This is a genomic window from Mycobacterium colombiense (assembly GCF_001672755.1).
In the GTDB taxonomy this organism is placed as follows: Bacteria; Actinomycetota; Actinomycetes; order Mycobacteriales; family Mycobacteriaceae; genus Mycobacterium; species Mycobacterium colombiense_C.
Genome location: NZ_LZKI01000059.1, coordinates 1 through 849 on the forward strand (window position 1 = coordinate 1; position 849 = coordinate 849).

Below are 849 nucleotides of genomic sequence, written 5' to 3' on the forward strand. Positions count from 1 at the left end.
TCGGGCGGCGGAGGCGGCGGGGCCGGGGTGATGACGCGGCTCTGCGCGCCCGGGGGCATCCGGTCGCCGGGCGGGATGTTGAATGTCAACGCGGCGACCGGGTCCACCAACCCGTACCCAACCTTATTGTCAACGCCCGCAGGCGGATTGTGCGCCGACTGCACGATCCGATTGATCACCTGATGCGCGCTGAGCTCCGGGAATTTCGCCCGTACCAGCGCCGCGACGCCGCTGACGTAGGCCGCCGAGAAACTGGTTCCCCAGAACGGCATGTTCTTCTCGCCCGGCCGCGACGGCGGGTAGGCATTGACCGGGCCGCCGCCCTGGGGTGAGAGGCCCATGATGTGGGTTCCCGGTGCGGCCACCCCGACCCACGGACCCGACATGCTCTTGTCCAGCGGGGCGCCGCTGGCGTCGACGGCGCCCACCGACAGAACGTAATCGGAAAACCACGACGGCGCCGAGACGATCTTGACCTGATGCCAGTCCCGCGGGTCCGACGGGTCCAGCGGGTCATACGCCGGGTTGTTGTTACAACCGGCCTCACCATCGTTACCCGCGGCCGCGACGACCACCGCGTCCTTCGCAGTGGACGCGTACCACAGGGCCGCCCCCAGCGCCCGCTGATCGGCCGGCGACGCGGCGGGCAGGCACGAGGTGACCGAAATGTTGATCACCTTCGCCCCCATGTTCGCGGCGTGAACCACCGCTCGCGCAACCGAATTCAGCGTCCCGGCTTTGACCTTCTCATCGGAGTAGGGATCCCCCGGCGGCGGATTGACCGGCTCGAAGGCCCGTGACGACTGCCGGATCGAGATGATGGTCGCGTGCGGGGCGACCCCCACCACC

The 849-nt window shown here is 69.0% G+C and carries 1 protein-coding gene; it reads right to left on the reverse strand.

The window, feature by feature from the left end:
* Window positions 1–849 (reverse strand): S8 family serine peptidase (locus tag A5708_RS07825; protein ID WP_155765925.1); only part of this gene is annotated, 849 nt, incomplete at both ends.